The following is a 22566-nucleotide window of genomic DNA, read 5'->3' as shown; positions in this document are numbered from 1 at the left end:
TTCCAATATAAATAAAAATGCCCTCAGATTTCAATCCAGGGGCACCCTATTTCATCAGATCAGCTTATCGGGCGTGATCGGCAGATGCCGCACCCTCTTACCGGTGGCATTGTATACCGCATTCGCTACTGCAGGTGCTACCCCAATAATAACGACCTCCCCAAGGCCTTTCGAGCCCATGGGATTCAGGTAAGGATCTTTTTCATTCACAAACAACATTTCCATCTGCGGGATATCGGCATTCACGGGTACATGGTAATCCCCAAAACTCGCATTGATGGTCCGCCCGGTGCGGTCATCAATCACCGCTTCTTCCATCAGTGCCATTCCAATTCCACCTACAATCCCGCCCATCAGCTGACTTCTCGCGGTCTTCGGACTCACCACAGTACCGCAATCTACCACGGAAACCGCATTTTTAATACGGACTACACCGGTAAGTTCGTGTACATGGGCTTCGATAAAATGAACCGAGTACGAATAAAAGGAATATTTATTCCTCTCCTCTCCCTGTGCTGCACTCCCTTCAATCACCAGTTCATTCAGACCATCCTGCTTAAACAGGGAAGCAATCTCAACTTTCGAAGAAGTATCATCATTATTTACCAGATGGGCTCCTTTTAAGCTGATATGGTCAGGAACCGCATTGTGCCATTCTGATTTTTGTTTTGCAGCTCTTTTTGCCAGGTCAACCTTCAGGTTTGTACAGGCGGCAATCACGGCAGAACCTACAGTAGCCACAACATTAGAACCACCCTGCATCGGGGCTTTCGGGAAACTGGAATTCCCCAGCTGGAAAGTAATCCTCGAAGGATCAATGCCCAGGTTTGCCGCAGCTATGCTTGTCATTGCCGTCCCTGTACCGGGACCGATATCGGCAATTGCCGATTGCAGCAATAAACTTCCATCCGATCTATAAGTCGCTTTAATCGTCGCGGCACTCCTGAACGCACCAAAAGTACCGGTAGCTACACCGTATCCAACTTTCCATTCCCCCTCCTGCACTGTTCCGGCCTTTGCCTTCCGTTTATTCCAGCCAATTTTCTCTGCTCCCAAGCGGTAACATTCTTTCAGGTAATTGCTCGACCAGGGCATATTTTTATCCGGATCCTGTTCAGCATAGTTGATCAGCCGCAGTTCCAGGGGATCGATATTCAGTTTATATGACAACTCATCCAATGCACATTCCAATGCGAAAGAACCTGTAGCCTCTCCCGGTCCGCGCATGGGAGCCGGTGTACTCACGTTCAAAGGAACAATCCTGTATTTTGTATCAATATTCGGCACATTATACATCATACGTGTCATCTGCAACACATTCTCCGTAAACTCCTCATACATGGAAGTTTTTCCATAAGACTCATGAGAAATCCCCAGTAGTTTTCCATCCTTTGACGCACCAATCGATACTTTTTGGGTGGTGTATGGGCGGTACCCGACCATGTACGACATTTGTCCCCTGGTCAGTACCAGTTTCACGGGTTTCTGCACTTTTTTAGCGGCAAGGATCGCAACGATCTCATGTGGCCACACACGCAATGCAGAGCCAAATGCGCCACCTACATAGGTCGCCAGTACCTTCACATGCTCTACCGGTAGCTGGAAAGATTTGGCAATACTTGCCTGCGTCTGCTGTGAACCCTGGGTTTTATCCACCAGCGTTAACCTGTCCTCTCCTTCCCAACTCGCTATAATGGAATGTAACTCCATGGGATGATGGACTTCAGAAGGCTGAATATACTCTTCTGTAACTTGTACCTCCGCATCAAGGTAAGCTCCCGCTTTACCACGGATAAAATCTGCCGTAAACCCTTTTGGGTCTGCCTTTGCCCTTTTGGGCACTACCGCCCTGGAAAGGTTTTCCTCCAGGTTCGTCAGGTGTTTCTCCTGCTTATAGGTTACGCTGACCAAAGAAGCTGCGTATTGTGCCCTCTCCAGAGAATCTGCAATCACCACTGCTATAGGCTGTCCGTTGTAATAGATATTCGCATCATTGAACACGCGGAGTTGTTTTTGGATCAGCTCCTGATTTTCAAGTTTATATTCCGGTACACCAGGGGTGTTTAAATGTGAAACCACAGCAATCACTCCGGGTGCCCATTCTGCTTTTTTGGTATCGAGTTTGGAGATTATTCCCTGAGCCACTGTACTTTCTACCAGAACAGCATAACTGAGGTCCTGCAACTGCACTTCGGCCGAATATTTAGCAGCACCTGTCACTTTCACTCTTCCGTCTACCCTGTTCATGGCTTTGGCCATCTCAGCATTGTCTAAATGTTTTTTACTCATGATTTATGCTTTAATGCCCGAAGCGGTTCTTAGTGCCTGAATGATGGAATTTGGTGCCATTTTCAGCTTGAAATCGTTATGTCCGTAGGCCACAGCCCCCTTCATGGCCACCTCAGCAGCCAGTTTAAAATTCTCCATGACTGCTGCTTTTCCTTTCAGCATATTTTCAGCTGCTGTCAGGCGCCAGGGTTTATGTGCAACCCCGCCCATAGCCAAACGAATATCCTTGATCACATTGCCCTCCATTTCCATGGCAACGGCAACAGAGACCAATGCAAATGCATAAGAAGCACGGTCGCGTACCTTTAAATACGTCGTGTTTTTTGCAAAATTGTTATCAGGAATCACCAGTCCGGTAATCACTTCCCTTTTATCCAGCGTACTGTCCAGTTCAGGATTTTTACCCGGCAGGCGATGAAAATCTGCCATAGGGATACTCCGTTTACCTTTTGGGCCAGTCACCTCAATCACTGCATCCAGCGCGACCAGTGCTACATTCATATCACTCGGGTTCACGGCGATACAGCTACTGCTGCCACCAAAAATAGCATGCATCCTGTTAAAACCTCCAACAGCATCACAGCCGGTCCCCGGCTTGCGCTTATTACAGGCAGCAGAAATATCATAGAAATACGGACAGCGGGTGCGCTGTAATAAATTCCCTCCCATGGTAGCCTTGTTCCTCAATTGCGGAGAGGCACCGGCAAGCATCGCCTGCGATAGCAAAGGCTGGTATTGCAACACCAACTGATCGGCCGCAGCCACACTATTCCGCACGGTAGAACCTATATACAATTGATTGCCATCCTTTTTAATGTCATTGAACTCCAAGCGATTGATATCAATCAGCTTATCGGGTGCCATTACCCCATATTTCATTAAATCGATGAGATTAGTGCCTCCAGCGACCAATTTGGCAGAAGCATCTTTACCAAGTTCTGCAATGGCATTTGCCGTATTTTTCACTCTGGTATATTGAAAATTATGCATTTTTACCTCCTGCTTTTACTTCCTGTATGGCATTTACGATATTGGCATATGCCCCGCACCTGCAGATATTGCCACTCATAAACTCCCTGATTTCCATTTCAGAATTCGCATGCCCTTCATTGATACAGGCTACAGCCGACATAATTTGTCCAGGGGTACAATAACCGCATTGAAAAGCATCATGTTTGATAAAAGCTTCCTGCATCGGATGCAGCTCTCCTCCATCTTCAAGACCTTCAATAGTAGTTATTTTTGCACCATCATGCATAATGGCCAGTGTGAGACAAGCATTGGTACGTACACCATCAATGTGGACGGTACAGGCACCACATTGTCCCTGATCGCATCCTTTCTTCGTGCCGGTAAGTTTCAGTCGTTCCCTTAAGAGATCAAGAAGGGTTAAACGCGGTTCTACCCGCAACTGGTGCTGTTGTCCGTTGATGTGGATACTGAGTGGCATTTGTTCCAAAGCATCCGATAAACGCTCGTCCAGTTTAAGATCGGACGCTTTCACAGCAGCAGCAGGTGTAAATGCTATCGCTGTAATTACAGAGGATTTTTTAAGGAAATCACGGCGCGAACCGCCTGATTTCACCTCTTCTTCCAGGGACTTGTTTTCTATCATAGCTTTGTTGGGTGTCAATTTATCCATTTTCCCTTTCTGTGTTTAGCCTAAACAAAGAAAGAGACCGATTTTGTAACACCTAATTTCAGCTATTTGTTTATACTTATCCGCTTCGGAAGCTATTTAAACGCAGTTTAGAATGAATCCACATACATAGCGCCGGCCCTATCGATGAGGCCGGTTGATAGTAAAGGCCTGTAGCGCATATACAGAGACCGGATTGGGCCGTCCATATCCATTAGGTCAGTTGATATTCATCCAATTTACGGTATAATGTGGTCAATCCGATCCCCAATAACCTTGCAGTTTCTGTTTTATTGTTACTGGTATACTTTAATACCTTCATGATATGTATTTTTTCCACCGTTTCCATTTTCATGGAATCACCTTCCGGTATCTGGTGATGAAATTCATAGGGAAGCAGATCTGCACTGGCTGTATTGCCATCTGCCAGGATAACCACACGTTCTATCACATTTTTGAGTTCCCGGATATTCCCCTTCCAGGTATGGTTGAGCAATAAATGACTGAATTCCTCCTCCATGGTCAGCAATGGTTTATTTACCTTAACAGAGAACTGCCGCAGGTAAAATTTAGAAATCAGCAGCACATCAGCTTTACGTTCATTCAGGGAAGGCAAATCGATAGCAAATACAGATAAACGATAAAATAAATCAAGCCTGAACCTGCCTTCTTCCGCTTCTTTCTTCAGATCGCGGTTTGTAGCGGCAACAATACGCACATTCACTTTAGAAGTCTGCGTATCTCCCAATTTAATAAAAGTCTGATTTTCCAGCACACGCAATAATTTAGCCTGCAGATCAAGGTTCATCTCCCCGATCTCATCCAGAAAAAGTGTTCCCTCATTGGCTTCCTGCAGCAGTCCTTTTTTGTCCTTTTGTGCCCCGGTAAAAGCGCCCTGTTTATAACCGAAGAGCTCACTTTCCAGGAGATCGGGATTGAATCCGCTGCAATTTAAGGCGACAAAAGGTTTCGCCCTGCGTGGACTTTCATAATGTATGGCCTGGGCAAAAACTTCCTTACCCGTACCGGTTTCTCCCAGCAACAAAACGGTGGTATCTGTTGGTGCAACTTTACGGGCCAGATCTACCGCAGCAAGTATGGCTTTCGACTGTCCCAGAATGGAAGAAAAATCGTATTGCTTCTGTATTTTGGTTTCCAGTTCGTAAACGCGGTACTGTAAACTGGCCTTATCCATTGCTTTATACACCAGTGGAATAATTTTATCATTGTCATCTCCCTTGGTGATATAGTCGAATGCACCGTTACGCATGGCCTTCACACCATCCTGTATCGTTCCGAATGCGGTGAGGTTAATCACTTCTGCATAAGGCCTGATCTCTTTGATCTGCTTCACCAGCTCTACGCCATTGGTATCGGGCAGTTTGACATCACTGATCACCACTAAGATATCCTGTGCAGCGAGAATTTTCAGTCCCTCCTTTCCGGTATTGGCCTGAAAAACCGTAAAACCTTCCAGTTCAATAATCCTGGCGAGGAGACTGCATAATTTTTTTTCATCATCAATGATCAGGATGCTTTGCATGGGTATAAAAATTTAAGCAAACCTAGTGATTATATCAGATATGTATGGAGAGATCTTACCTAAATTATCCCTGTAACAATGGAATCTGCTGCATCATTCCGGCAGGAGATTCTCCTGCCTTTGTGTATCGGATTTGTGTAAGTTGGTCAGATTCAATTTTAAATGATTATTTTTGACTATTATCAATATATATCATTTTGGCTAAAATCAAAAAGAACTCTCACAAACTGCTCTATCGTAAGTATTCCGCTAATATTAAATATATTATGATGGTGCTTACCGTATTTATCATTACGCTGTTTTTACCCAAACAACCGCGTTTCAGGTATGAATTCCAAAAGGGAAAAGTCTGGTTGAATAAAGACCTCGTCTCCCCTTTCAGTTTTGCCATCCTGAAAACCAATCCCCAGGTAAATACAGATAAAAGGGATGCGCTGGAAAATGTACTGCCGATATACAGGTATGATGCAGATCTTTTTAACAATGTAGAGGAAGCTTACAGCAATGAGTTTGATGTCAAATGGCGTGGCAATACCTTTCCTGAAGAGGAAAAACCAACAATAAAGGCCAACTCGATGAAACTCTTGCAGTCGATTTACGAGAAAGGTATCATTGCGACGAATCCGAAACACCTGAAGGGTAAAAAATATTATGACATCTCCCTCCTCAACAATAATATTTCAAAAACACTGAGTACGCAGGATTTATATACCGTACAATCGGCACTGGATTATTTCAACAATACCTTTACCGCGATCAACCTCAAAGAGAAAGAGGTGGTCATGAACCTGGTGGAAGACCATTTACAGCCGAATATTGTTTTTGATGAAAAGTTAACCGCTATTGTCCAAACCAACACCATTAACAGTTTGTCCACCACCCGGGGCATGGTACAAAAAGGAGAACTGATCATTGCAAGGAACAGTGTCATAGACGATGAAATTTACCAGAAACTGCAATCTTTCAAGGAAACTTATGAGGCGCAGACCAAAACCATTGGCGACAGTAAACTTGTATACCTGGGTCAGATTCTGCTGGTAGGCTTTATCCTCAGTCTGCTCATGATCTTCCTCTATATGTTCCGGAAGGACATCTTTGCAGACAACCGGCAGCTGTCACTCCTGATGCTGGTCATCACCACCATGCTGCTCACCCTCACCTGGGCCATTAAACTGAACCTGCCGAGCCTGTATTATATTCCTTTCTGTATTGTACCGATTATCATCAGGATATTATTTGATACGCGTCTGGCACTTTACCTCCATTTGCTCGTTATCCTGATTGCCGGGTTCTTTGTGCCAAACAGCTTCGAGTTTGTGTTTTTCCAGACTTCAGCAGGTATGGTGGCCATCTATAGTATCAGGAACCTGATCAAAAGAGAACAGTTGCTGCTTTCTGCCTTATTTATATTGACGGCCTATTTCATCTGTTTCCTTGGTATTGCCCTTTTACGCGAAGGATCTTTCAGTGAAATTGAATGGATCAACTTCCTGCCCTTTGTCATCAGTGTACTGCTGTCACTGCTTGCCTATCCTTTGATTTATGCTTTTGAGCGGGTATTCGGCATCACTTCTGATGTTGCGCTGATTGAGTTGACGAATACAAACAATAAGTTGCTCAGGGAGCTTGCTTTTAAGGCACCGGGAACTTTCCAGCATTCCCTGCAGGTAGCCAACCTTGCTGAAGCGGCGATCTTCAAGATTGGAGGAAATTCCCTGCTGGTGAGAGCCGGGGCACTTTACCATGATATCGGAAAGATTGAAAATCCACAGTACTTCATAGAGAACCAAAATACCTCGCTTAGTCCGCATGACAAACTGCCGTATGAGCAAAGTGCACAGATTATCATTAAACATGTCCTTAAAGGGATTGAGATTACCCGTAAGCACCAGTTACCGGAAAGTGTGATTGATTTTATCAGAACGCACCATGGGAATACCCGTGTAGATTATTTCTACCAGTCCTTTCTAAAAAATTCACCGGAGAAGTTTGTCGATGAAAATATCTTCCGCTACCCTGGCCCAATTCCTTTTTCTAAGGAAACAGGGGTATTAATGCTGGCAGATTCTGTTGAAGCAGCCTCAAGAAGTATCAAAAATCCGGATGCCCAAAACATCAATGATCTGGTGGAACGCATCATTAATTACAAATTGGAACAAAACCAATTAGATAATTGCGATTTAACGTTAAAAGACCTTGAAACTATAAAGCTGATATTCAAGACAATGCTTATGAGCATCCATCATGTACGCATAGATTACCTACAAAATGTGTAAATAATTTTTGATTTAATGATTCTATTGCTATATTTGCAATCCCGAAAAACGGGTAACAATTTTGAAAAACGGAGGGATGCCTGAGTGGCCGAAAGGAACAGTTTGCTAAACTGTCGTACTGGCAACGGTACCGAGGGTTCGAATCCCTCTTCCTCCGCTTAAATTGAACAAAAAGCCTGCAATCATACGATTAGCAGGCTTTTTTGTTTATAGCCTTTTAGCGAGAAGACCATGTTGGCAATAGATTTACAAATCATCCCTAAAGATCTCCTTGAGCAATACAAGAATACTGTTTCAGATAGCTCTTTATCTACGGCATTCAACCAATTAAAAGATGCCGAACTCTCTACGGATGGGTTTAGCTTTTTTATTGCTGCAGCTGCTGTCTATTCCAGCAAAATTGAAGGTGAAGCAATAGAATTGGATTCTTACATTAAGCACAAGCGTTTTAATATTGAATTTCAGCCCGACTACACCTGTAAAATAGACGATTTGTATTTGGCTTATCAGTTCGCATCAGAACATAAGCCAAAGGAAACCACCTTTGCACAGATGCATATGTTCTTAGCTAAACATATTGTGTCTAATAACTGGCTGGGCAAGTTTAGAAATCAGAAGATGTTTGTTACGACTAAAGACGGACGCATTGAATACGTCGCAGCAACACCTTTTGAAGTACCCACCGAAATGGATAAACTCTATGCCGATCTTCAAATATTATTGGATACTGAGCTGACTATTTCAGAAGCTTTTTTCTTTGCCAGTATGCTTCACCTTGTATTTGTAAAAATACATCCATGGAATGATGGCAATGGGCGTAGTGCACAGTTGTTTGAAAAATGGTTTTTAGCCCAAAAACTAGGAGATAAAGTATGGTTTATCCAGTCTGAGAAATACTACTATACACAGCATGAGACTTACTATACTAATATCAGAGCTTTAGGTTTGGAATATACCGATTTGGATTATTCTAAAGCTTTACCATTTTTGTTGATGATGCCAATGTCAGTAATAGGGAGAGAACAAGGGTAAATTCAATATAAAACTCCATTGTTACATCAACACTCAATCTGTTTCATGCATCTTATAAAAATACACTAATGCCAGCAAAAAGAGTTTCTACCATCTTAGAAATTATAGGATCATTAAGTGTTCGAATCCTTCTTCGCCAAAAAAACATCTCTCTAAATTATCTGACTATAAAAATGAAATGATCATTTCATTCTTAGCTAAAGAGGTGATTATTTGTGGTTTGTCCAATTACTGCTCTTCTTTGTTTATTTGCATCATTATGTGTAAATTCGTAATATAAACACTTATGTTATGGAACTAGTAATTGATTTCGATAAAATAAAAGATCCTTCTAAAAGAGAGTGGTTAATTAATTCACTGAAATTAATGAATATAGGATTTCAAACTACTGAGAAGCCACAAACACATGCCCAATATAACAAAGACCTGGAAAAAGGTAACGCTGAAATCGAGCGTGGTGAGTTCACTACTGCTGTGGACTTAAAAGCCGAAGCCAGTAAATGGTAGTAGTTTGGAGCAATAGTGCAAAGGCTGAGTTAAAAAAAGCTTATGAGTATATTGCTTTGGATTCCTTACAAAATGCAAAAACGGTAAGAGACACCCTAATTGACTTGACCATTGAATTACCGAATCACCCAGAGAAATATCCTTCGGATAAATTGAAAAAAGACAATGATGGAACTTGGAGGGCTTTTGAAAAGTATCACTATCGCATTTCCTACCGTATCTTAAAAGATCAGATTCGTATCATTCGTATGAGGCACACCAGCAAGTCTCCTCTAAATTATTGAAAACTGCCTATTAAAAAATTGGGTTTATGTGCAGAAATACTTTATCCTATATTATTAAATGAGGTATAAACGCTCATAAAAAACAAACCCAGTTTCATTCCTTTTTTGTAACAAAGGCGAGTATAAGTTAATAAGATATACGTGATACAAAAATAACTAGATCTTATCAATCATTTAGCTGACAGCTGGTTTAACGATAAGGCTCGTGAATACATTAAGATATCAACGTCTAAAATAATTACCTCCTGGCAAATTCGTTCAGATTTTTAGAATTGCCTACATTATTATTTCCAACCCATGCGGATGATGTTATTGGTGTAGAAAGTTAAAATATCCTCAACCTGCTTGTCATATACAGGAAAATTCCCTTCCTTTAAAATCTCAGGTGGGGTCATGTTGTAACCCTGTTTTTTTTTGAGTTACTTCTTATAAAAGCCTTGGTATCATCGTGTTTGATAAACTCTGCTTTTAAGTAGACATAAAAGGCTTTCAGCTCGTTGTCCGTTCAATTTATACATTTTCATTTTCATCCATCCGCTTCTTATCCTTGTAGATTTCCCTGATTATTCTGAATAGTTCCTGTAGATGTTGTAGCGGGTAATCCGATTCCCCGCTAAACCCGTTTCAGACACACTGAAGCTGTTTTTTTCAGTTAAACCGACGCTAAAATAGCAAAAAACACTTAACTTGATATTGCTACCTGAACCAGCATATTATAATAAGGCTTAATTATGTTCGGCTTTTGTTAAAAGCCAAGCTCCTCGTAATAGGCTTTATTGTTTTTTTTGTCATACCACAAGTATTGCGACAGTTTTGATTTTTTTATGTTTTTATAAGGTCTGATTTTATCAATCAGTTCCTTATCCCACCAAGGAAATTCTTCCAAGAAAAATAAACCAGTATCATGATGTTGATGAGAAAGTTTTAAATTCTTCTTTTTAATAATTCGCTCAACTGTTGTAGAGTCGCAATTAAATGAGATGATTACACTATAGTCCGGGCCTAGGTCTCCATAAGTATAGATATTATTTATGTCACCTGTTAATTCAATTTCTACATATTCTTTAAATCGCTCTTTGTTGTTGTCGGAATCAGGTTTGTCTGAGTCGAAGTGCTCACAACTAAAAAGAGTAATCGATAATAAGATTAAAAAATATATTCTTTTTCCAAGAGGTCGTTTTTTAGACTGAAGCATAACACATAAACATACACAATTCTGTAATAACAACACAACCATTTGGTATACACAAGAAAATCAAAGGAATACTATTTGTTCTTATCATCTTCTCTGACACCCTCAAAATTCCTCTAAGTGTCCTAACGGGCTCTCTTCAATCTAGCATAAAATGCAAGTTCTATTAAATTTCATTTTCATTATTGCCTTCTGTCTTTTAGGAATCTTTATAAATGTTTGGTCATTCCCCTTATGGAAAAACTTGAAATACCTATATTATTTCCTACCAGTTAGTATTTTAATTGCGAGTCCTTTACATTTTTTTGTCGATCGTAAAGAAAAAGTGGAATATTGATGTGATCAATATTATAAAAGCCTGCAAATCAATGTTCGCAGGCCTTATTTATCGTCTATCAATCCTCATTTTTTATAAATACGATGAACAGGTTCTAGATCCTTGCGGCAATATATTGAGCCACTTCGGCCAAACGGTTGCTAAAGCCCCACTCATTATCATACCATGTGGCAATGGACAAAAGATCCCCTTGTTTGGCAGTTAGATTCAAGTCAATAATAGAAGAATGCGGGTCGGCTACTATCCTTGCAGATGACCACTGATCTTCCAGTACATCCAAAATGCCCGCTAATTCCATTCCTGATGCAGCTTTACGGAAAGCATCGTTTACCTCCTCTGCCGTACAGGGTTTTGTAGTGATCAGGTTTAATTCTGCTATACTGCCTGTTCTTGTAGGCACCCGGTATGCTTTGCCGGTAACCTTTAAATCGCTCCATATAAATTGTAAAGCTTTGGCTGCCCCGGATGATGAAGGAATGATATTTTCTGCCGCTGCCCAGGAATCCCGCAGATCCGCCATTGGCTGGTCGGTTAGCGACTGGGAGTTGGTATAGGAGTGTACCGTAGAAAAAAGACCGTATTCTATACCAAAAGCCTCCTTGATTACCTTGATGGGAACAGCCAGTGCATTTGTTGTGCAACTGCCCATACTGATAATGTGCTGCGCAGTGGGGTCAAAATGCTCCAGGTTGATTCCCTTTAACAGAACAGCATCGCAATCTGCCAGCGACTTGCTTGGGGCACTTACCAATACATATCGGGCACCTTGATCAAGATGGGCTTGCGCTCCTGCCCTCGTTGTGGCCCTGCCAGAGCAATCCACAACGAGGTCTACTCCCATTTCGCCCCAATTGGGTACACCAGTAGAAGAATCTACGTAAGAAATTTCATTCCCATTCAAAATGAAAGCAGAACCCGCAGCAGTCACAGTTCCATGCCAGCGCCCATAATTGGTATCTACGGAAAATAAAGCGCCCAGCGTATTAATGTCCTTCACATCAGCCACAGCATGAGGAATAAATAAACCTTTGTCAAGCGCTATCCTTACTAATTGTCGGCCAATCCGGCCAAAGCCAAAAATGGCGATCTTTTTCATACTCATAATGTTTAACTGTTTTATTTAGAATTGAGGTAATTATTCAATACCAAATTATCGAAAGCCTAACGAAATGAGTCATCACCTGCTCAATAACTATTATCAGCTTTCTGATAAACGACCATCAGCTGTGGCTTAAAACGATGTTTAATGGCTCCGGATATTCTCTATGCAGGGAGCGAGCTGGAAGATATACAGATTTGACCAATCGATATAAATTTGGATGCAAAACTAAGTTGCCATTGTATTATATTAGTTCGATAAAAACACCGGATGTATTTGAACAGCAAATCAAAATAATTAATGAGAAAGATATTGTTATGCATTTTCCTGCTTCAATTTACAATACCTGCTCTGGCGCAAACCAGCAATTTGGATGAATTGCCTTTGAACGTATTAAGGCAAAAATTGGCAACAAGTATCAATGATACAAATAAAGTTCAAATACAACTTGCCCTGGGTCATTTGATGCTTTTAAAAGCCACCAAGGGACAAAAGGATATTGATTCAGCAATGAATTTTGCCACCCGGACTGCTGTACTCAGCCGTCAGCTTAATTATGATTTTGGAATAATCAATTCCATGCTGCTAAGTGCAGAAAGTTTTTACAATAGAGACGATTGGGAAACGGGTTTAAAGACCGCTCAAAACGCACTTACATTTTCTCAGCAGCACAATAATAGTGATGGGCAGGCAAGATCATATCATGTGATTGCTCAATACTACCAGGTTTCTGACCCCATAGCGCTTCGTAACCGAATATTTTACATCAACAAGGCGATTGACATCTTCCGGAAAAACAAGAATATCCTCTGGCTCTCCTTCATGCTGACAGCAAATGCAGATTTGCTTTTTCAATCTGGACGAACTACCGAAGGACTTAAATTATTGTTCGAAGCTTTGAATTTGGGAAGAGGTGTAAGCCGCAGAACTGTCGAGGGAATATACTGGCAGATCGGCAGAATATCCGCCCAATTAAGTGATTACCCAAATGCATTAAAATACCATTTGTTAGCAAATAAAACGGCCAGAGAGGTTAAAGACACTACCCTGCAGTTTTGCGGTATCAACCATTCCATTGCTTCAACTTATATAAAAATGCAGGATTATGGCAGAGCAATTCCATACTCCATCCAGGCATTGAGGGCTGCAAAACGGTACAAAGCCCGTGACTATGTCAATGCAATTTCTTCTACTCTGGCTTTAGCTTATGCACACACAAACCAGCTTTCGAAAGCATTAACGCTGCTCGATGAAATGAAAGACAATGCTTATAGTGATTTGGATAAACTATCGGTTAGTGTAGGTTTCCTTAATCACCTGACCTATGCAAAACAATATGTACCAGCTGCTAAACATGCACAGGAGGTTAAAGAGCTGGTAGCAGGCATTCCCCCGCATAATGTAACAGAGATCATGAATGCGTATAATTCACTCGCTGCGTATTATGCGGAGATAGGCCAGGCGAAAATAGCGTACCACTATACGGATCTATATGCGGCAATGGCGCATAAACTCAATTATATCGCAGGTATCAGAACGGCCGAAAATCGTTATTACAAACTGATTTCTTTAAAAGGGAATTTAAAATTAGCTATCGGGCATTACCTTAAAGGACGAGAGCTGCAGGACTCTATAGATCATATCGCAAAAGCGTACCAGATATCCCTGCTGCAGATCGAAAATGAAACACTGGAAAAAAACAAACATATCGATGCGCTCACCCGCGAGGCACAGATCAACGATAGCAAACTGAAGCGCAACCAGCTTATACAGCGGGTAACCATTGGTGGATGTATAATGCTCCTGACCATCACTGGTCTAATTTACAGTCGTTATAGATTAAAGCAACGCAGCAATGCATTGCTTACGCGGCAAAAGTTGGAGATCGACCATAAGAACAAGTCCCTGCAAGAGCTGGTGAAGGATAAAAGCCAGCTTTTAGATGATAAGGATAAATTATTGTTAGAAAAGGACCTGCTTTTAAGGGAGGTTAACCACAGGGTTAAAAACAATCTGCAGATCGTCATGAACCTGCTGCAGTCACAATCTGTATATCTGTCAAACGAAAGTGCACAACAGGCTATTTTGGAAAGCCAGAACCGCGTTCGGTCCATAGCGCTGATTCATGATCAATTGTACAAAACTGAGCATATTACAGAAATCAACCTATCATCATATATCAGGGAACTGATTTATTCGCTAAATGATTCCTTAAACCGAAAAAATAACAATATTAGGTTAAAATGGGAAATTGATGAGATCTCGATTGATGTTTCGCAGGCCATACCTGTAGGTATCATTTTGAATGAAATGGTGACTAACGCATTAAAATATGCATTCCCTGATCATCAAATGGGAACAATCACTATCCTCGTTAAACAAATTGGAGATTTTATAGAGATGCAGATTAGCGATAATGGAGTGGGTTTGCCGGCAGATTTTGATTTTGACAGCACAAATACACTAGGGATCACACTCTTAAAAGGGCTTACGGGACAGCTTAGAGGCATCTTTTCTGTCGAGAATGATAATGGACTAACGATTACATTAAAATTCCCCGTCGAAGTAGACATTATTCATGAACAGTTGCTGTAATGTGTAAAAATGAATAGGAATGGGTGAAGTAAGGTGAAGATTGAAGGACCTTAAGGTCCTTCAATCGGATACTGAAATACTGTTGGATTAGCGTTTTACCTTACGGTCAAGGAAATCTTTGATCGTCTCAGCGATCACGTCACCGTGGCTCTCCAGTACAAAATGTCCGCCTTCAAACAAGTGGTATTCCAGGTTTTTAACATCTTTTTTATAAGCTTCGGCACCAGCTACCGGAAAAATATAGTCGTTCTTGCCATATACGATCAGCATTTCCGGGTTATGGTCCCTAAAATACTTTTGCCATTCCGGATATTTGGGTGGGTTAGTGCCATAGTCGTAAAACATATCTAACTGAATCCTGTCATTTTCAAGTCTTTCCAGGTGGCGAAGATCCATTTCCCAATTGTCGGGGCTAATCAGCGTAGTGTCAGCCACACCATGCGTATACTGCCATTTCAACCCATCCGGATTGTGGAAGGTCCTTAAAGTATCTTCAGCTTCCTTATCGTTTTTGTCTTTCCAGTAAGCTTTGATTGGATCCCAGAAAGTTTGAAGACCTTCTTCATAGGCGCAGCCGTTTTGCACGATCAGTGTGTCAATCCTTTCCGGATGTTTAGCCGCGATACGCCAGCCAACAGGTGCACCATAATCCATCAGGTACAAGCTGTATTTGGTAATCGCTAGCTTGCTCAGCAACCCTTCAATAATTGAAGCATAATTGTCAAATGTATAAGCAAAGTCAGCAATAGTCGGCTGTTCGCTCCTACCGTAACCAGGATAGTCGGCCGCAATCAAATGGTACTTGTCTGATAGCTGGTTGATCAGGTTCCTGAACATAAAAGATGATGCCGGATAACCATGTAGTAATACAAGGGTTGGCGCATCTTTCGGCCCTGCTTCCCGATAGAAAATGTTGACACCATTGATGTCAATAAAGTGGTGAGTTGTCTGATTTTTCATGTTGTTAAGAATTAATGATTTAGATATTATGGATAAACTTTCAGCAGTTCAGTTTATTCAACGGCCTTCTTCTGCAGGAAGGAACGGATCAAGCGGGCAGCTTCTATTCCATATTCCTCCAGCAGGAAATGACCACCGTCAAATAAGTGAAGCTCTGCACCGGGCAGCTCCCTTTGATAAGCTACGGCACCGGAACCGGGAAAAATAGCATCATTTTTACCCCAGATGATCAGCACGGGCGGCTGATGCTCTCGGAGGTATGCCTGCCATTCCGGATATTTAGGAAAATTGCTGCTATAGTTGGCAAAAAGTATCTTTTGAATGGCCTTTTTACCGGGCTGTCCGAAAAAGAAAAGATCCATAAAATAGCTGTCAGGACTAATACGTTCAGGATGCAGGGTTCCCGAAACATATTGGTTCTTGATTCCCTCCAGCGACATCATGTACTCGATTGCTGCATCCAGCCCTGCTAAATCCTGCGCTTCTGCGAGTGCTCCGATCTTTTGCACATCAGGCCCCAGACCTTCCAAAAACACATTGGCATTTTGAATAATGAGGCTGCTGACCAGCTTCGGTCTCTTTTTGATGATTCGGAATCCAACAGGACCGCCATAATCCTGCATATAAATATTAATATCTTCAAGCTTTAGGGCATCGATAAATAACTCCATCATCTCTGAGAGATGGTCAAAAGAGTAATCAAATTCGGAAGGATCGGGGCAGCTGCTATAGCCAAAACCCGGATAGTCGGGCGCAATTAAATGGTAATCGGCAGAGAGCTGTTCGATTAGATTGCGAAACATGTGGGACGAAGACGGGAAGCCGTGCAGTAATAAAATAGTGGGCTTTTCCGGATTTCCGGCTTCCCTGTAAAATATTTCCACGTTACTGATAGTCAACGTTCTGTAGCAGACACTAATTGCATCATTGTTTTTAACTCTATTCATAATTTTCGTTGATTTTTGCAGGTGAAATTCCGTTAAGTAACCGGGTAATTTAAATGCTTAACTCTTTAAATAATATCAGCTTACAATCAAAATTAAGTGGACAGGCCGATATTGGTATACCATGATAATAGTAAATGGTATTAGTTTTATAATATATCTATCTACACCACAAAGTCATGGCACACAACAACTTGCCCACCTACTCATTTACAAAAATGTAGATTGCTCTCAATATACCCTCCCCCCGGCTGATGCGCTTATTGTATGAGGTAAAAGGGTTTGGCTTCCTCTCTTAATTATCAGCGAATATTCGGTATATTTGCTCATCAGGATTACAACCTGGTTCAATAACTATCTTTGATGAAATCTGCTGCTAAATCAGAAACATAGTTAGAATTAGTGGATATGAATAAAAAAATACTAATCGTTGAAGATGAATTTGTTGTAGCCAATGCGCTGCGTTTAACGCTGATGCAGGCAGGCTATACAGTAACTGGCATTGCATCCTCAGCTAAAGCCGCTGATGAGCAGCTGCAAAAGCAGCGCCCGGATTTCGTACTTTTAGATATTCAGTTAGAAGGAGGACGATCGGGCATCGACCTGGCAAGAAAGCTTAATCAGGATAATATCGCCTTTATTTATTTATCTGCAAATTCCAGCCAGCAAGTACTTGAAGAAGCAAAAGCAACCGATCCATATGGATTCCTGGTTAAACCATTCAGGGAAAAAGACCTGTTGGTAACACTTGATATTGCCTCTTACCGTCAAAAAAATGCAATGGAATCCAAGTTACAGCAAGAGGTACTTTTGCATAAACACTTAGCCGACATCAGTAATGAAACTTCAGATGTCAAACAGAAACTTTTAAAAATTGCACAGGCGATACGGGTGTTTATTCCCTTTGATCTTATTGTTTCGGGCAGCAGCCCGACGGATGATGCCCAGTTTACGGATTCCGGATATCTGCGCGTAGGCTTTGATGAATACCAGTACATCGGTGAAAAGGAATTAATAACCATTGCAGGTCTGAGCAGCAACAACCTTTCCAGCATACTCAAAGAGAGTTACCTGCTAAACGATAGTTCATGTGATGAAGGAATATCAAATGATGATACCGCATTTACCCCGTTACAGAAAGTATGGCGAAACTGTTTTAAAATAACCTCATCGCTCAGCATATCTTTGGTTACCAGCAACGGATCAATAGTAAATTATTGCTTTCATAGCCGCGAGCGCAATCTCTATACTTCAAAACATGAGGCTGTATTGAGGCAGTTTAAAAGCTGTTTAACAGAAATTACCAACAAAATGATGCTTTCGGGAAACCCCTCCCCCGCCCTTAAAGCCAGTATTGCTGATGCCGGGCCCGGCAAAGAACCTGATCGCCAGGAATTCAGAGGTATTATCGGAAAACACCCGCTTTTACTGGCCGCACTAGATTTTGCTACCCAGGTAGCACCTTATAATACCTCTGTTTTATTACTTGGGGAAAGCGGAACCGGAAAAGAAAAAGTTGCACATGCAATCCACGCACTTTCATCCAGAAAAAACGGACCGTTCATCGAATTAAATTGTGGAGCTATTCCAGCTGCACTGATAGAGTCGGAGTTATTCGGTCACGAAAAGGGATCATTTACCGGGGCCACCGAAAAAAGAAAAGGCAGGTTTGAACAAGCTGAAGGAGGCACCGTTTTCTTAGATGAGATTGGAGAACTACCCTTAGACATGCAAGTTAAATTATTGCGTGTTTTACAGCAAAAGGAAATCAACTATGTAGGCAGCAATATGCCTAAAAAAGTGGATGTCCGTATCGTTGCAGCAACCAACCGCAACCTCGAAAAAGAAGTTGCCGAAGGTAATTTCAGGCTCGATCTCTATTATCGTCTAAACGTATTTCCAATAACCTTGCCGCCTTTACGGGAAAGGAAAAGCGATATTGTAGCATTAATCACCTTTTTTGCCCGCAATTTCTGCAACAGTTTCAATAAAGAGTTCAAGGGTATCTCCGCTTCGATGATAGACGCAATGCTCAGTTATCACTGGCCGGGCAATATCCGTGAACTTGAAAATGTGATCGAGCGCTCCGTAATTCTCAGTAGCGGAAATTCCGAATTGCAATTGATGCAACATCTTAACAGTGCCACCGCAGAACATTCCCAAAAAGCCAATATAGAAACACTCGAAGATGTAAAACAGGTCCAGCGAGAAACAGAAAAGAATTATATTATTTCTGTGCTCAAAAAAACAGAAGGACGTATTCGCGGAAGCAGCGGCGCAGCAGAGTTACTCAATCTTAAGCCAACCACATTAGAATCAAAAATAGCTAAACTGGGCGTCAGAAAGGAAGACTATTCTGGTTCCGCAGGAAACTGATCATCTCTTCAGTTTACTCCAATTTTTTCAGAGTTTAAAGCAGATCAGCTCCGAAAAATTCGGAGTCAGCCAATATTTTTTGTTTTAATGTGTATATTTTAAACTTTCAATGAATTGATTATCATTTTATTTCGCAATAATTCTTCACAACTGTAGGTTCTAACAATTGTGGCACAACTTTGACTATGCTGTTGTTATGGAATATCTAAAATCATATCGGCCATGATCAATTTAGAATGGTTCAGGACCTTTAAAGCTATCTATGAAACGGGAACGTTATCTGCAGCAGCACAAGCTTTGTTTATTTCCCAGCCGGGGGTAAGTCTCCATTTAAGTTCGCTGGAATCTTATGCCGGTCACCGTCTTTTTGATAGGGACACCCGAAAAATGATAGCTACCGAGCGGGGCACAATGCTCTACAATTTTATCATAGACCATATGAATAAGCTCGAGGAGGCTGAGCATAACCTTCACCGGAAGTCTAAGGTGGAAAAGCCGACGGTTAGTATAGGCATGTCAGCAGAGATTTTTCAGTACATGCTCGAAGCGCATATTTCTGAGCTTCCCTTTAACCTGGTTACCAAATTCGGCGATTATGCCCAGATGCTGCAGGAGCTGAACAATGGTACTTTAGACCTGATCCTCAGCCCACAAAAAGGCACGCAGCATAACCAGGAATACAAGTCGTTCAACAAAGAACGGATCGTGCTGATCTGTGGAAGCCAAACAGATACCACTGAGTTGGATGAACTCCTGCTTAGAGATAACCGGCCTGCATTGAAAGACTGGCTCTCCAGGCAAATCTGGTATACTACAGCTTCTGATATGGAACACCTCAAACGTTTCTGGTCTGCCAGTTTCGACACTTTACCCTGCTTTAGGCCTAAATATGTTTTACCTTCTCTTGGTTCAATTCTGCGCTGCATCTCAAATGGCAGAGGCTTTGCAGTGGCGCCTGATTTCCTATGTGCTAATGAGTTAGCGGCCAACGTCATCAAACTGGCCTGGGAAAGCAGTCCTCTTGTAGAAAATACGCTCTATTTTGGGAAGCGCAAGTCTACAGCTTATCCGGAAGAGATCAAATATCTCGAAGATATTTTAGCCAGAAACTGGCCTTCCTACCAGGCAAGCCATGGTTGATCATTTATCCCTTCAACATCCGCAAGCGTTTGATTTCCTGCTCCAAAGACTGTACATACCCATTCCTTTCAGCGAATGCTGCTTCTATTTCTTCCAGGGTATATCTCGGTGTAATATGCTGCGGGCAATTCCAATTGTAACCCTTTACCGAAAAAAGTAACATTCGCTCTGCTTTATGTTTATACCCCGCCGGATCAAGCTTTTCAAAAAGTTCCGGGTCGTCCGAAATCTCAACGATCTTTAGATCTGCAAACAGCTTAAGCCGGGCTTTATGCGGATAATCCATCAGGATCAAAGACACTTTAGAATTTTCAGCCGCGTTACCCACAGAGATGTACTGTCTGTTACCGCTGAAATCAACCAGACCCAGTGTAGCATGATCCAATACCTTAATAAACCCTTTTGGCCCTCCTCTGTGTTGTATATAAGGATAACCAGTCTGGCTGATGCTGGCCATATAAAAGCTGTCCCTGCTACTGATAAAACTCATTTCGTCATCAGTAAACCCTGCTTCATGATCACCCGCTTCCATCCTCGCATAGGCCATACGGCTGCCATACAACTCTTGTAGTTTTTTTACCGCGTCGGTAAATGCAATTTGTTCGTAATTCATATTGCTGTCCATTTAATAATCTCTTTGTTCCATATACGCAGTGAACTGTAAGCAAGGGCTAAAACTAACACGATCAAAAAAAACGTCGCAGCACACAAATTGACGTTGAGTAATGCGAACATCATTAATGGCCCGCTGCCATAACCTGCAAAAAGAAGCCCTGAACCTTTTGCAACAGGCCCGATCAAAGATACACCTGCCCGCGGCAGTTTAAGAATGCCTATAAACAGAGGCTGACTGCAGCCAAATCCAATAGACATAATACCCAGTAAACATTCGGCCATCCACAAGGGCAAATTGCCCATCAACATTAGCAGTCCTGTAACCGTCAGCCAAAGTGCAATGTAAAGGATACTCACCACCTTTTTATCCAGCTGATAATAGTGCATCAGTAAGGTAACCACAAAACCGGGCAGTCCGAAAATAAATAAATCAGTTGCGATATGAAATTCATCCAATCCATATTGAGTAGAAAAATAATAGCTGATCCACACAAATACACCTGAATGAAAAACACCCGTTAAATATACAAAGCTATAGATATAGGTGCTTTTCCAATCCAATCCTGAGCTTGCTTTTGTTTTCATTTTATACTGCACTATCCGCTCTGGGCTTTCTTGTTTGTCTTTCAGGCAATAAACCAAAAAAAGTAAGGCAGCCACTATCATGACCAAGCGGAAAAGACCCCGCCAGCCAATCAGCCCATTGAACCAGCCTCCCAAACTGGGCCCGAAAGTCATACCGGTTGCCAGTGCAAATATGATCAGCACCATAGGGTTAAGTGAACGCTTTTTGTCATCAGGTCGTATGGCCAGTAACAATGCCGAAGGTAACATAGCTCCCGTACCAAACCCCGTCAGCACCCTGATCAGCAAAAATGCAGTTGCCGACCAGGCCATACTGAGCAGATAGGTACCCGCCCACAGCGCTGCCAGGGAAACTAAAAAACATTTGCGCAGATCAACTGCAGGCTTTAGTAAAATCATCCCACCCGCGGCTATGGCAAAAGGGATTGCAAATGCAGGTACGGCGAGGTTGATCAGCGAAGAACTGAAATCTTTGGCCAGTGTTGGCGATAAGGGAGCGATAAGGTAAGCCTGGAACATCAGCAGCATACATGCTATGCCGGGAATGATATCAATACCTGGAAAAACTTGTTTTATTTTTTCACGTTGCATTCAACGAATTTCGCGCAGTGAAGGTTTAGCTGCATATTATATAACTGATATATGCTATTAGCAAATTCATGCAACGCTAACCTGTAAACATCCATACTGCGGGCATTAAAACAAGTGTCTTCTCCCCAAAGTTTGATCAACGCTAAACGCCGTTCCAGCAGTTCATTCTTCTGCTGTACAAGCAGCAAAAGCAAATCCGCTTCCGCTGTGATAGAAAAGTCACCTTAGAGCCTAATAACAGTTCCTGGTACTGGTGTCGAAAATGATAACGGCCTATCAGCATTTCCGGGGTGCCGGCAGGGCTGAAGCGTTTTTTTTCTCCGAACCAGGGCCTTTACCCGTGACCAAAATATTGGTAGCAAAGCAACTTCTTTTAGTAACACGGGTCTTAAGATAAATATCATTTCCTGACGCAAATGAAAAAATCAGAGGAGGGAAAAATATAGACAAAGAGGCTGTATCATAAATCATGATCAGCCTCTTTTTTTATTTATAGCTTCTGTCTCTGCTTATTTTTTATAACATTTTTTCGCAGCGCTATTGACTCAATTATTTGATTTTC

General features: G+C 41.9%; 17 protein-coding genes and 1 tRNA gene. 8 read left to right on the top strand and 10 right to left on the bottom strand.

What is annotated here, in order from left to right; genetic code table 11:
- Window positions 1–54: 54 nt before the first annotated feature.
- The 4 genes from ACSBL2_RS10065 to ACSBL2_RS10050 form a co-directional block, all read right to left on the bottom strand.
- Complete coding sequence (locus ACSBL2_RS10065; protein WP_442591560.1) at window positions 55–2289, bottom strand: xanthine dehydrogenase family protein molybdopterin-binding subunit; 2235 nt, start codon at window positions 2287–2289, stop codon at window positions 55–57.
- 3 nt (window positions 2290–2292) lie between these two features.
- Window positions 2293–3279 (bottom strand): FAD binding domain-containing protein, encoded by a 987-nt coding sequence (locus tag ACSBL2_RS10060; protein WP_442591559.1) that lies wholly within the window; start codon window positions 3277–3279, stop codon window positions 2293–2295.
- Window positions 3272–3931: a 2Fe-2S iron-sulfur cluster-binding protein gene (locus ACSBL2_RS10055; RefSeq protein ID WP_442591558.1), complete on the bottom strand. Its 660-nt coding sequence runs from the start codon at window positions 3929–3931 to the stop codon at window positions 3272–3274. Before ACSBL2_RS10055 ends, ACSBL2_RS10060 begins: the two co-directional genes overlap by 8 nt.
- A 211-nt stretch (window positions 3932–4142) precedes the next feature.
- Window positions 4143–5471, bottom strand: a complete 1329-nt coding sequence (locus ACSBL2_RS10050; RefSeq protein ID WP_442591557.1) for a sigma-54-dependent transcriptional regulator — start codon at window positions 5469–5471, stop codon at window positions 4143–4145.
- 269 nt (window positions 5472–5740) lie between these two features.
- Here ACSBL2_RS10050 and ACSBL2_RS10045 point away from each other — a divergent pair, with 269 nt between their 5' ends.
- The 5 genes from ACSBL2_RS10045 (at window position 5741) to ACSBL2_RS10025 (ending at window position 9570) form a co-directional block, all read left to right on the top strand.
- A complete protein-coding gene (locus tag ACSBL2_RS10045) occupies window positions 5741–7747 on the top strand; it encodes an HD family phosphohydrolase (RefSeq protein ID WP_442592233.1) in 2007 nt (668 codons plus the stop codon).
- Window positions 7748–7817: 70 nt separating this feature from the next.
- Window positions 7818–7904: transfer RNA gene (locus tag ACSBL2_RS10040), tRNA-Ser, on the top strand.
- Window positions 7905–7978: 74 nt separating this feature from the next.
- Window positions 7979–8779 carry a Fic family protein gene (locus ACSBL2_RS10035; RefSeq protein WP_442591556.1) on the top strand — a complete coding sequence of 267 codons (801 nt, stop codon included), beginning with the start codon at window positions 7979–7981 and terminating at the stop codon, window positions 8777–8779.
- A gap of 291 nt (window positions 8780–9070) precedes the next feature.
- On the top strand, window positions 9071–9286 hold the full coding sequence (locus ACSBL2_RS10030; protein ID WP_442591555.1) for a hypothetical protein: 216 nt from the start codon (window positions 9071–9073) through the stop codon (window positions 9284–9286).
- Window positions 9280–9570: a type II toxin-antitoxin system RelE/ParE family toxin gene (locus tag ACSBL2_RS10025; RefSeq protein WP_442591554.1), complete on the top strand. Its 291-nt coding sequence runs from the start codon at window positions 9280–9282 to the stop codon at window positions 9568–9570. The genes ACSBL2_RS10030 and ACSBL2_RS10025 overlap by 7 nt, the downstream gene beginning before the upstream one ends.
- 745 nt (window positions 9571–10315) lie before the next feature.
- Here the strand turns inward: ACSBL2_RS10025 and ACSBL2_RS10020 are convergent.
- Together ACSBL2_RS10020 and ACSBL2_RS10015 are read right to left on the bottom strand one after the other, a co-directional pair.
- On the bottom strand, window positions 10316–10765 hold the full coding sequence (locus tag ACSBL2_RS10020; protein WP_442591553.1) for a hypothetical protein: 450 nt from the start codon (window positions 10763–10765) through the stop codon (window positions 10316–10318).
- A 428-nt stretch (window positions 10766–11193) separates the two neighbouring features.
- Window positions 11194–12195 (bottom strand): type I glyceraldehyde-3-phosphate dehydrogenase, encoded by a 1002-nt coding sequence (locus ACSBL2_RS10015; RefSeq protein WP_442591552.1) that lies wholly within the window; start codon window positions 12193–12195, stop codon window positions 11194–11196.
- Window positions 12196–12498: 303 nt separating this feature from the next.
- On the opposite strand from ACSBL2_RS10015, the gene ACSBL2_RS10010 reads away from it, so the two are divergent.
- Window positions 12499–14793: a histidine kinase dimerization/phosphoacceptor domain -containing protein gene (locus tag ACSBL2_RS10010; protein ID WP_442591551.1), complete on the top strand. Its 2295-nt coding sequence runs from the start codon at window positions 12499–12501 to the stop codon at window positions 14791–14793.
- Window positions 14794–14880: 87 nt separating this feature from the next.
- Here the strand turns inward: ACSBL2_RS10010 and ACSBL2_RS10005 are convergent, their stop codons facing one another.
- Together ACSBL2_RS10005 and ACSBL2_RS10000 are read right to left on the bottom strand one after the other, a co-directional pair.
- Window positions 14881–15753: an alpha/beta fold hydrolase gene (locus ACSBL2_RS10005; RefSeq protein ID WP_442591550.1), complete on the bottom strand. Its 873-nt coding sequence runs from the start codon at window positions 15751–15753 to the stop codon at window positions 14881–14883.
- Between the two features lie 53 nt (window positions 15754–15806).
- The gene (locus ACSBL2_RS10000) at window positions 15807–16700 is read right to left on the bottom strand and encodes an alpha/beta fold hydrolase (RefSeq protein WP_442591549.1); all 894 of its coding nucleotides are present in this window, start codon (window positions 16698–16700) and stop codon (window positions 15807–15809) included.
- 405 nt (window positions 16701–17105) lie between these two features.
- Between ACSBL2_RS10000 and ACSBL2_RS09995 the strand changes: the two genes are divergently transcribed.
- Window positions 17106–19073 carry a sigma 54-interacting transcriptional regulator gene (locus ACSBL2_RS09995; RefSeq protein ID WP_442591548.1) on the top strand — a complete coding sequence of 656 codons (1968 nt, stop codon included), beginning with the start codon at window positions 17106–17108 and terminating at the stop codon, window positions 19071–19073.
- A gap of 222 nt (window positions 19074–19295) precedes the next feature.
- Window positions 19296–20213, top strand: a complete 918-nt coding sequence (locus ACSBL2_RS09990; RefSeq protein ID WP_442591547.1) for a LysR family transcriptional regulator — start codon at window positions 19296–19298, stop codon at window positions 20211–20213.
- A 4-nt stretch (window positions 20214–20217) separates the two neighbouring features.
- Here ACSBL2_RS09990 and ACSBL2_RS09985 read toward each other — a convergent pair whose 3' ends face one another.
- Window positions 20218–20826 carry a pyridoxamine 5'-phosphate oxidase family protein gene (locus ACSBL2_RS09985; RefSeq protein WP_442591546.1) on the bottom strand — a complete coding sequence of 203 codons (609 nt, stop codon included), beginning with the start codon at window positions 20824–20826 and terminating at the stop codon, window positions 20218–20220.
- Window positions 20823–22004 carry an MFS transporter gene (locus ACSBL2_RS09980; RefSeq protein ID WP_442591545.1) on the bottom strand — a complete coding sequence of 394 codons (1182 nt, stop codon included), beginning with the start codon at window positions 22002–22004 and terminating at the stop codon, window positions 20823–20825. The genes ACSBL2_RS09985 and ACSBL2_RS09980 overlap by 4 nt, the downstream gene beginning before the upstream one ends.
- Between the last annotated feature and the right edge of the window lie 562 nt (window positions 22005–22566).

Source organism: Pedobacter sp. AW31-3R (genome assembly GCF_052180285.1).
Taxonomy (GTDB): domain Bacteria; phylum Bacteroidota; class Bacteroidia; order Sphingobacteriales; family Sphingobacteriaceae; genus Pedobacter.
The sequence above is the reverse complement of the archived record's forward strand: the minus strand, read 5'-3'. Positions and strand labels throughout refer to the sequence as shown.